We start from the raw sequence: 10,434 nt of genomic DNA, 5'->3' as shown, positions 1-10,434 counted from the left end.
ATATATCGGACGCGCGACCTAAGATGAAACAAGGGCTTGGAATTGCCGCGACTACAGCTATAATGTTAAATATACTTAACATTACTTAGTTTTAACCTTGGTTTTAACATGAATCTTGCACAAATTGGCGGTGAAATTCATATCAAGCGTGTCCAGGCCGGCCTGCTGCAGGAGCATCTGGCCAAGTTTGCGGGTCTGTCCCGCGTCACGATTAATCAACTGGAGAATGGGGCGCTGAAGGACTTGGGCTACACCAAGCTCAAGGCCGTGATGGACATTTTGGGTATCGACATGGAAACAGTACAGCCCTCTGGATTGAAAAGTGCGCTAGTGATCGCTGCGCGCAGCATCAGCACCAGTTACCGGGATGTCGTGACGCCCGAGATGCTTTCGCTGATGCTGCGTTCTGGCCAGGCGCCTGAACAATTCCAGCCACACCTGATGACGTTGCTGGATGAAACCCCGCTGCCGGTCGTCGTCAAGGCTGTGACCGAGGCGGCGACGCCCGACGTGCCTGCGAGAAAAATCATGAAAAACCTAAGCTCGTGGGCCGAGCAGTGGCAAGTATGCAGAACGGTCTGGTGATGGCGGGCGATCCGGGCATCCCTACGATATGGGAGACGCTGTTCGCCAATGCCCTGACGGTCATCGGCGAGATCGCCCGCCATGGCCGTGCTGATCCGTTCTGGACTTTTGGCGGCGGCACGGTCCTGATGCTGCGCTACGGCCACCGTTTCAGCAAGGACATTGACATTTTCGTTCCCGATCCGCAGTCCCTGGGTTTCGTCACGCCTCGCCTGAGCAAGGTCGCTGAGTCGATCACCAACGACTACGTCGAAGCGGCCAGCTACGTGAAGCTCTATCTCCCCGAGGGAGAAATTGACTTCGTGGCGGCGCCGAACCTGACCGCACCAGGCTTCGAGATTAAAACCATCATGGGGCAGGAGGTCCGGGTGGAAACCTCGGTGGAAATCATCGCCAAGAAAATGTGGCATCGGGGTGATCGCATCACGGGGCGCGATATCTTCGACTTTGCGTTGATTGCCGAGCGGGAGACCGAGGCACTCATGGCGGCGGCCGAATGGATGGTCCGCCATGCTGCCGCAGTGTTCCAGCAACTCGACGAGCGATATGCGCCGTTGAAAAAGCAATTCGAGGCGGTCGATGCCCTCAATTTTCACCCGACCTTTGACCAAGCCTGCGGCACCCTGAAAGCCATGCTAACAGCCATGGTCGAAGAACCGCCCCTGCGAAGAGACGACGCGACCAGTTGACATGAATTCTGGTAGCCCAGTCTAATCGACATTACTACCTATATTGTCGATCAATATAACTGTATGAAATACTGTATAATCGACTAGACGTTCATACAGTATTTTGTGCAGCCTGCAATGCCGGAAAAGAAATTCGACCTCATCAACCTGGACCCGTTTCCCTCCCAAAGCGGCGGCGCTGCGGAACGACGTTTTCGCGATCCCAACGCCCTGCGTAGCATCGCCGAAGACGCCATCACCGATGCCCGCACCGATAGCGAAATTGCCCGCGAATTCATCAGCCACGGCGAGCTGGGACCGAAATCGGTCGCCAACACCCAGAAAGAGCTGTTCCGCTTCCTGACCTGGTGCCGGGAGGAGGCAGGCAAAACGCTGCGCCAGCTGAATGTGGCCGACCTGAATCATTACAAGGAATTCATCAAGGCGCCGCCGCCGGACTGGGTGTCGACCACCAAATGGCCGCGCAACGATCCGCGTTATCGGCCGTTCAGCGGTCCGTTGTCGGACGCCAGCCGGCGCCAGGCCATGATCGCGGTCAAAGGATTGTTTGCGTACGCCGCCCAAACCGGCTATCTGCGGCGCGATCCGGCGGCGCTGGTCAAGCACGTCAAAACCATCGGCGCCAGCCGGATCACGCGCTATCTGACCTCGGACGCGCTCCAACTGGCGATCGCCACGGTTTCCGCGCGCGAGGCATTGACGCCAGCGGCGGTACGCCGGCGTGAGCGCGATCGTTTCCTGTTAATCACCTACATCCACACCGGCGCCCGCCTGAACGAAATCGTCAGCGCCAATATGGGCGCGTTCTACACCGAAGGCAACGGCCGCTGGTGGCTGGACGTCATGGGCAAAGGCGACAAACCGCGCCGCTTGCCGGTGCCGCCGGACATGCTGGCCGCGTTCCGCCAATACCGTGCCGCCTACGACTTGCTGCCGCATGCCGTGCGCAGCGACCACACGCCGCTGGTGCTGTCGAGCCGTGGAGCGGCGCTGGTCCGTATCACCGATGAAGCGGCGTCCGACGCGCTCAAGGCGATTTTCGCGGCCGCAGCCAGCGCGGCGGCCGGCATGGGCGACGTGGATATGGCCGCCACGCTGCGCCAGGCCTCGGCCCACTGGCTGCGGCACAGCATGCTGACCAACCACGCCAACAATGGCGTGCAACTGAAGACGCTGCAGGAAACCGCCGGCCACGCCAGCATCGCCACCACTGCGGCGTATCTGCATAAAACCGACAACGAGCGACACGACGAAATCCTGGCGTCGCTGAACGGCACACGTACCGTTACTTCTCAAAGTTAGATAGAATGGCTTGATGACTAAAGCAAGCAGATTGAAGACCGCTCCTGCCAAGACCGAGGAAGACAGCACCCGCGCAAGAATTCTGGATGTCGCGCTGCGGGAATTTTCCCGACTCGGGCTGAGCGGCGCCCGCATCGACGCGATCGCGGCCGAGAGCGGACTCAACAAGGCAATGATCTACTACCACTTCGGCAGCAAGAAAGACTTGTACGTGGCCGCGCTAAAGGAAAGCTATCTGCGCTTCCGCGAGATCGAGGGCGGGCTGGAGGTCGACGCCAGTCTGGCGCCGGTGCAGGCTTTGCGCCAGCTGGTCAGTGCAAGTTTCGACTTCCATGCGGCCCATCCCGAATTCATCCACATGGTGATGGGCGAGAACATCAACCAGGGCGAGTACATTCGCCAGATTCCGGAACTGCGCGCGATTAACCACTCCGCGATCACGCTGCTGGAACAGGTGTGCCAGCGCGGCATTGCCGAGGGCGTGTTCCGCGCCGATGTCGATCCGGTCGACCTGCACATGTCGATCAGCGCGCTGTCGTTCTATAACGTGTCGAATCGCCATACCTTCAGCTTCATCTTCGACCGCGACCTCGGGACCGCCGAGGTGCACGCCGCACGGCGCGCATCGGTGGTGGAAACCGTGCTGCGCGCGGTGTGCGTGCCCTGACTGCGGCTTAGAAAGTAATTTTGAGCTGGGTGCCGATCGCCAACGCGTTTTGCGTCGAGCGGTAGCTGAAAGCGCCCGGGTCGATGATGTACTGCACATCGGCCCGCACGCCCAGCCAGCGCAGCGGCTGCCAACCATAGCTCAGTTCGACCACGGTTTCACCGGCCGGCAGCGCGGCATAACCACCGATGTCGGGATCGGCGGCGGCGGCACTCGCGCGCAGACGCGGATTGACCTGCGCCCGCACCACGCCCAGCGCGACCGTATCGCGATCCCGGCCGGCGAAGGTGCCGGTCTTGACCAGGCCGGCCGCATACCAGCGTGTGATCTGCGCCGACGCCTGCGGGTTCGCCGTGATCTGACCGAACAGCGCCAGGCCGCGACCGGTGGCGCCGTCGCGCACGATCATCTGGTCCGCCAGCAGGTAAACACCGTAGCGTTCGCCCACCGTGCCGGCTTCGCCCTGACGCTTGGCCTGCGCGGTATCGTAGAGCGCGCCCAGCTTGTAATGGCCGGGCAATGCCGCACTGTTCGGCGCGCTGCCCGGCGCATATTCCAGCTCCAACGGCAGCACCACGCCCGTGGTGCCGGCGGCGAACGGACGGAAGGCGTTCTCCTTGTTGCCAAGTTTGGAATTGTCCTGGTAAACACCGCTGCGCAAATACAGTTCCGGCTGCAGCTGGTAACGGACAGCCGCGCCCCAGCGCGCATTCGGGTAGTTGTACCAGCCGCTATTTCCCGACATCGACAGCGGGTGCGCGCAAAACGCCGCGTTCACCAGCTGGCAACCCACGGCCATGCCGCCCAGGTCATTGCCCATGGCGAAAAAGCCGAGGCGCAGATTGAGCTTGTCGCCGAGTAGTTTCTGTTCAACGCTGGCCTCGCTGAGCCGCGTGTAAGAGCCGCCGGCGGCTTCCTGGACCGGCATCCGGTTGCCAATATAGTCGGCCGACACGCTCTCGCCACGCCGGTCGTTGATAGTGAAATGCAGCGTGGTGCCGGACCAGCCGGCGAGCAGCGCCATGTCGAAATCGGCACCCAGACGTACTTGCTGGGCATAGGTGCTGCCGCGCTGCAGACCGCCGCTGACGTTGGCAAACGTCTCGGAGACATAATCGCCACGCAAGTTCACGCCGGCCTTGGCGTAACGGGAGCGCGCGCCGCCCCAGTCCCCGGTGAGCGTGGACGATTCCGTTGACGTCTGCAAGTCGTCCGCTCGGGTGTCTGGCGAAGCAAGCGCGACGATAGCTACCAAAGCCGCCGGGCAGGTGCGCGCCCAAGCGCGTGGACGGCGGACGCCGTCGCGCCGGGACCGCGCCATAAGTTCATTTTCGTATTGCATATATCGTTTCAAACCAAATCAGATCATTATTTTTTCAATGCATAGGCGATCACGTAGTCGCCACGGTCTGGCGATTGGCGTGCGCCGCCGGCCGAGATCAGCACGTACTGCTTGCCGGTCTTGGGCGACACATAGCTCATCGGACCACCCTGGCTGCCTACCGGCAGACGGGCTTTCCAGACTTCCTTGCCGGTCGCGCTGTCGAAGGCGCGCAGGTAGTAATCCTGGGTGCCGGCAATGAATACCAGGCCGCCCTGGGTCGCCAGCGTACCGCCCAGCGTTGGCATGCCGACCGGCATTTTCATGCCCATCTTGATGCCGAACGGACCGGTGTCCTGCACCGTGCCGACCGGGACCTGCCACAACACCTTGCGGGTCGTCAGATCCACCGCCGACAGCGTGCCGAACGGTGGCTTCTGGCACGGAATGCCGAGTGGCGACATGAAGCGGTTCTTGTTGACAGCATACGGCGTGCCTTTCAGCGGCACCGCGCCCATGCCGGTGTTGACCGATTCGCCGCCGTTGCTGGCCTGGGCGTGGTCGGTATTCTGCGGAATCATCTGCACCCACAGGCCGAGTCGCATGTCGTTGGCGAAGATGACGTGGTGGTTCGGATCGGTGGACAGGCTGCCCCAGTTCATGCCGCCCAGCGAACCCGGGAAGCTCAGCGAGACGTCGGTGCCCGGCGCCGTGAACAGGCCTTCATAGCGCATCGACTTGAAGCTGATGCGGCACGCCAACTGGTCGAACGGGGTAGCGCCCCACATGTCCGATTCCTTCAGCGTTTCGGCGCCGATTTGCGGCATGCCGACCGAGAACGGCTGCGTGGTCGAGTACTGCTCGGCGGTGATGCCGGCCGTTTTCACAGGACGTTCCTCGACCGGCGTGACCGGCTTGCCGGTCAGGCGGTCGAGTACGAAGATCTGGCCCGACTTGGAGCCGAACACCACGGCCGGCGTAGTCGCGCCGTCCTTGGTCGGGAAGTCGATCAGGCTAGGCTGCATCGGCACGTCGAAGTCCCACAAGTCGTTATGCACGGTCTGGTAGACCCATTTCTCTTTGCCGGTGCTGGCGTCGAGCGCCAGAATCGAGGTGGCGTAGCGGTGATCCAGCGGCGTGCGATTGCCGCCCCACAGGTCGACCGAGGAACTGCCCATAGGGATAAAGACGGTGTTCATCGCGGCGTCATACGACATCGGCGCCCACGAATTCGGCGTGCTGCGGGCATAAGTCTGGCCCGGCTGCAAACGCGCGTTCGGATCGTCATGGCCCGGATCGAAGGCCCAGCGCATCTGGCCGGTGATGACATCGAAGCCGCGCAGTACGCCGCCCGGCATGTCGGTCTGAACGTTGTCCGCCACGCGGCCGCCGACCACCACGGTGGTGCCGGCCAGGGTAGGCGCCGACGTCAGCTGGTACTTGGGATCGTCCGCGCTGCCCAGGCCCGCCTTCAAATCGACAAAGCCGCCGTTGCCGAAGCCGTCGCACATGGCGCCGGTGTCGGCGTCGATGGCGACCAGGCGGGCGTCGATGGTATTCATCAGGATACGGCGCTGGCAATTCGCACCGGCTGGCAGCGTGGCCGCCACGACCGGCGTCGCGCCGGCCACGGTTGGTTGCGCCAGTGGCTGGGTCGCATCGAAATAGGCGAGGCCACGGCAGCGGTTCCACACCTGGGCCTGCGCGTTGATGGTGCGCTCCCAGATCTTCTTGCCGCTATCGGCCTCGATCGCGATCACGTTGTTATGCGGCGTGCACAGGTAGACCCGGTCACCGATCTGCAGCGGCGTTTCCTGGTCTTCCGCGCCGTTGCCCGACGGGCTGATCGGGGTATCGCCGGTATGGAAGGTCCACGCGACCTCAAGCTGCTGGACGTTGTCGCGGGTGATCTGGTCCAGCGCGGCGAAGCGGCTGCCGCCTGCGGTGTTGCCGTAATGGCTCCAGTTCTTTTGTTCTTTCCCTTGAGCAACTTTGACCAAGGGCGTAGGCGTGCCTTCGAATGGGACGGTCGGGTGCGGCTGGAACATCTGCACGAAGACGGCAACCATCGCTAGCCCGAGCACGCCGGCCACGGCGTAGGCGTGCTTGCCGGCGGCGGTCCCGGTGTTGGCCTTGCGCAGCGACGGCCATGCCAGCAAGGCCAGCAGCATCAGACCGGCGGGCAGCATCAGGCGCGACACCAGCGGCCAGAAATCGAGGCCAACATCCGCCAACGCCCAGATCAAGGTGCCGACGAAAGCCGCGCCGTAAATGACGACTGCGGACGACTTCAGCCGCATGAACTGGATCGCAGCCGCCACGATGACGATGCCAGCGATTAAGAAGTACAGACTGCCGTGCAAGGCCGCCAGCTTCGCGCCGCCAATGGCGAAGAACAGGCCGGTGGCCAGCAAGACCAGGCCGAGCAATATACACCCGGTCTTCAGTGCAACTGAATGATGGGTTTCACTTTTTGTCATTTGAAAATTCTCCGAGAACTATCCTGCATTGAAACGGTGGCGGGCGCGCTCGACGTGTCGGCTGCGCCGTGAAGGCAAGCGTTGTCGTCTGCGCTGCAGGAACGCACGCAGATTCACACCGACCGGGCGGCCGGCACCGCATCTCATAAATCGGCTTCGCTGAAATAAGCCGAAGACGCAAGTATAACTAACTATTTAGTTAGATGCTGAAGGTATTGCTGTATGAGCCGTTTCGGCACATGGCAAAATCTCCATAACTTCGCATAATTTATATTATGTAAAATCACGTCGCCGCCGTCGCCTCGCCTTACGGGCAATACCGAGGGTCGGCCGGGATTGCGGATTTTTTCGCAGAAAGTGTCTTAACTCTATGATTTATTGCGAGAATTCGACCTTATAGTTCATCGGCTCCACCTCCTTGTCCAAATCAAGCACATACTCGCCAAAGCGATTGATATGCCCTTTGCGGTACGGTCCCAACCCGCGTAGCACCTCTTCCGTTAGCTCATACCCTTTCGACTGGATCTCCTTCAACAGTCTGGTCATCTCATGCACGTTGTGAAGGATGACCATGTTGGCGACAAGCTGGTTGTATTTGATCACCTTGCGCTGCTCGTGCCGCACGTTTTCGGCAATAATGCCGTCCCCGCCAAAGAATAGCCACTTGATGAAGTCGTTGAATTCTTCGCTCTTATTGGTCGCGGCGTTGATCGTGCGGCGCAGCTCTGCATCATTGATGTATTTCAGCAGGAACATGGTGCGGTGTACTCGCCCCAATTCGCGAAACGCATAGTACAGGCGGTTCTTCCTGCTGGCCGTGCCGAGGCGCCGCAGGATCGTCGACGGCGCGATCTTGCCAGCTTTGATGGAAATCACGACGCGCAGCATGTCTTTCAGGTGCCTGCCAATCAGTTCCCAGTCGATCGTGCCTCGGAACAGGCTGCCGATATGCTCGTACTGGTCTCCCCTGCCGGCTTTGAAGAACACCAGGTCCTTGATGTTCCTGATGCGTGGCATGAGATCAATCCCCAAAAGCGACGCCAGACCAAAGACCGGCGTGCTCTGCGCCTGCGTATCGCCATGCACCGTGTCTGGCTGGATATCGGACTGATTGTTGATCAGGCCATCGAGAATGTAGACGGCCTCATAGACCCCGCATGGGATGAAATGGCTGAACAGCGCGATATATTTGTCTGAGACGTGATAGTAGCCGATGCCGCCGTAGCCGCCGTACCGGATATGGTATTCCGACAGCAGGTTCGCCTCGTAAATGTTCCACTTGGTGCCGTCGGCCGAGGCGCTCTTGCCCGAGCCCCAGTAGCGCGGCAAGGCGAAACGATTGTAAGCGTTGATGACCTTGACGATCGCTTTATCCAGCCTCTGCTCGGTGACGTGCTTGAGGTTCAGCCATGCAACCTGCTTGCGGCTCAGCCCCTTCACTGAGCGCGCGGTCTGCGTTGCGCCAAGGTTGCAGCCGTAACAGAACAACGTAGTGATGAAACGCTTGCGCGGATCATCTACCTTCGCCTCGAAGCCAGATAGCGGTCCGAACAGCTTATGCAGGTCGAGCCATTTTTCGGTTTCGGTCAGCACGTCCAATATGCTGGCCTGATTCATCTGCGTAGTTAGCACCTGATCGACAGCTTCCAGTTCTGGTGGCGGCTTCGGGCGGTCCATTTTACGGATGATGATGCCGGTGTGGTCAATATCTGCGTGCTCGTTCTCCGGGAAGTGCTGGTCAACTTCGCTGGCCAGCGTTGACAGTTTGCTGTGCAGCTGATCGATGAAGGCTTGTGTTTCCACCGGCAGGCCCAGCATTTCGCCGTAGGTTCCGACGTCTTGCTCGTACTCCTCCCAGCTGACGAGATGGTTACGATAATCGTCGTAGTCACCGCTGTGCTCAACATACAGATCGCCCGATTTCAGCTCGTCCATCACCTCGCTCAGGACGGCCAGTTCAAAGTATTTGCGGTTGATACGCATCGGCTCGTCGGGGCCCGTGCGCTCAAATACCAACTTGCGCCATTTATCCGAGATCCAGTCCAGCGCCAGTTCGGGCAGCTCGTCCTCCTTCAATGGCAAGAGCTCTTTATGGCTGGAACGGTGCTTCTGAATGATGGCGATGGCTGCCAGCAAACCGTCGTCTTGCGAACTGGATTTCAGGCTCATCGCCTCAAGGCACTTGAACAACAGGCTACGCTTGCTGACATAGCCAACTAGCATGAACGGATAATAATTGTTGCCGGCGTATGCCATGTGCTCATCGCACTCAAGTATCCACGATTCGAGATCGCCATTGAGTGCGCTCTCCACCCGCGCGACGCGCTCCGCTTCGCTGGCGTCTTCATTCAAAACGGTAAGCACCTCCCGGAACTGACCAATGAGACGCTCGATCTGTTCCGAATGCTGCAGGTGGTACTGGCGTAGCCTTTCTTCGGCGCCGTTGTGTAGGCTGCGCACCGTCTTGATAAAAATCTCGGCGATATCGTCGATCGCTTTTTGCAGCTGCCCCTGGATCAGCAATGCCATGAGCGCATATCGCTTGATGGGTTTCATCCGGCGCATTTCCGCCGCGTCCATCGCCCGCGCTTCCAACACCAGCTGTTCGCGCTTGGTCGCCGCAATGTCATCAAGCTGCGGCAATCCGGTCGACAAGACCAGCATGTTGTCGATGTGGGCTAAAAAGTCGACCACCTCGCGCACATTAGGCTGCTTCGGTTCGCGTTTTAGACCATCCCAGCCGCTCTGGTTGCCACCGGCGTTGAGCATCGACTCAAAGCGGTCGACGACCTCCTGTGACAAGGCGCCCGTGACGCGCTTGTAAATGCCGTCGTTCACGCTCGCCCGGCATTTGCGGGCAAGCTTGAACAAGTACGTGAAGCCGGGGAGCTCCATGCGCCGCTGCACCAGCTCCTCGATCATGACGTTGATGATATCTGGCAGCTCCTGCTTGGTCTGCGCCGTCTGTTCGGCCAGCCGTTCAAGCCAGCGCTCATCAACGGCTGTCATCAAGCGCAAGCCGATGTAATCCCTGATGCGTCGCTGGTGTATGGTCTTGCTGCCGGACTGGTCATATTGGCTGAGCGCCCGACGTGGTGGCACGCGCAGATCAGACCGATCGCAAATGTGCCTGATGATGTCAGGCGACACGGTGGTGAGCGGCACAAAGTACCCGAGCCGTTTTAGCAGCATCAACTGGATGATGCACCATGTACGGTGAGATGCTTGCCTGTACAGCGAAAAGATGTGCTCGATTTCGGAACGCGAAGGCGTGTAGATGGCCACCAGTTCCTGGTCCGTGACCTCAGGTTTTAGCCTTGGGTAAGCCGTTTCGTGAACGCTGGTCATCGATCGCGCAGTTCGCTTAGCATGGTTAATTGAACAATATAA

At 60.1% G+C, this 10,434-nt stretch carries 7 protein-coding genes; 4 read left to right on the top strand and 3 right to left on the bottom strand.

What is annotated here, in order from left to right; all coding sequences use genetic code 11:
• The first annotated feature begins 108 nt into the window (after positions 1-108).
• From GJ699_RS17790 to GJ699_RS17775, 4 genes are all read left to right on the top strand, one after another.
• On the top strand, positions 109-585 hold the full coding sequence (locus tag GJ699_RS17790; RefSeq protein WP_154378680.1) for a helix-turn-helix domain-containing protein: 477 nt from the start codon (positions 109-111) through the stop codon (positions 583-585).
• On the top strand, positions 567-1,274 hold the full coding sequence (locus tag GJ699_RS17785; protein ID WP_154378678.1) for a nucleotidyl transferase AbiEii/AbiGii toxin family protein: 708 nt from the start codon (positions 567-569) through the stop codon (positions 1,272-1,274). Before GJ699_RS17790 ends, GJ699_RS17785 begins: the two co-directional genes overlap by 19 nt.
• Before the next feature lie 117 nt (positions 1,275-1,391).
• Entirely contained in the window at positions 1,392-2,576 is a 1,185-nt protein-coding gene (locus GJ699_RS17780) for a tyrosine-type recombinase/integrase (protein WP_154378676.1), read from the top strand.
• A gap of 31 nt (positions 2,577-2,607) precedes the next feature.
• The gene (locus GJ699_RS17775) at positions 2,608-3,243 is read left to right on the top strand and encodes a TetR family transcriptional regulator (protein WP_229262157.1); all 636 of its coding nucleotides are present in this window, start codon (positions 2,608-2,610) and stop codon (positions 3,241-3,243) included.
• A gap of 7 nt (positions 3,244-3,250) precedes the next feature.
• Here GJ699_RS17775 and GJ699_RS17770 read toward each other — a convergent pair whose 3' ends face one another.
• The 3 genes from GJ699_RS17770 to GJ699_RS17760 form a co-directional block, all read right to left on the bottom strand.
• Positions 3,251-4,450, bottom strand: a complete 1,200-nt coding sequence (locus GJ699_RS17770) for a carbohydrate porin (protein WP_229262156.1) — start codon at positions 4,448-4,450, stop codon at positions 3,251-3,253.
• Between the two features lie 161 nt (positions 4,451-4,611).
• Positions 4,612-7,044, bottom strand: a complete 2,433-nt coding sequence (locus GJ699_RS17765) for a glucose/quinate/shikimate family membrane-bound PQQ-dependent dehydrogenase (RefSeq protein ID WP_154378670.1) — start codon at positions 7,042-7,044, stop codon at positions 4,612-4,614.
• Between the two features lie 375 nt (positions 7,045-7,419).
• The gene (locus GJ699_RS17760; protein ID WP_154378668.1) at positions 7,420-10,392 is read right to left on the bottom strand and encodes a Tn3 family transposase; all 2,973 of its coding nucleotides are present in this window, start codon (positions 10,390-10,392) and stop codon (positions 7,420-7,422) included.
• Between the last annotated feature and the right edge of the window lie 42 nt (positions 10,393-10,434).

This window comes from Duganella guangzhouensis, assembly GCF_009674535.1.
Taxonomy (GTDB): Bacteria; Pseudomonadota; Gammaproteobacteria; order Burkholderiales; family Burkholderiaceae_D; genus Rugamonas; species Rugamonas guangzhouensis.
This window is presented reverse-complemented; position numbering and strand designations above follow the sequence as displayed.

What these genes read in the sequence shown, in the direction of transcription:
- GJ699_RS17785 (WP_154378678.1), top strand. Translation starts at nt 567, where the DNA reads ATGCAGAACGGTCTGGTGATGGCGGGCGATCCGGGCATCCCTACGATA.
- GJ699_RS17765 (WP_154378670.1), bottom strand. Translation starts at nt 7,044, where the DNA reads ATGACAAAAAGTGAAACCCATCATTCAGTTGCACTGAAGACCGGGTGT.
- GJ699_RS17760 (WP_154378668.1), bottom strand. Translation starts at nt 10,392, where the DNA reads ATGACCAGCGTTCACGAAACGGCTTACCCAAGGCTAAAACCTGAGGTC.
- GJ699_RS17790 (WP_154378680.1), top strand. Translation starts at nt 109, where the DNA reads ATGAATCTTGCACAAATTGGCGGTGAAATTCATATCAAGCGTGTCCAG.
- GJ699_RS17780 (WP_154378676.1), top strand. Translation starts at nt 1,392, where the DNA reads ATGCCGGAAAAGAAATTCGACCTCATCAACCTGGACCCGTTTCCCTCC.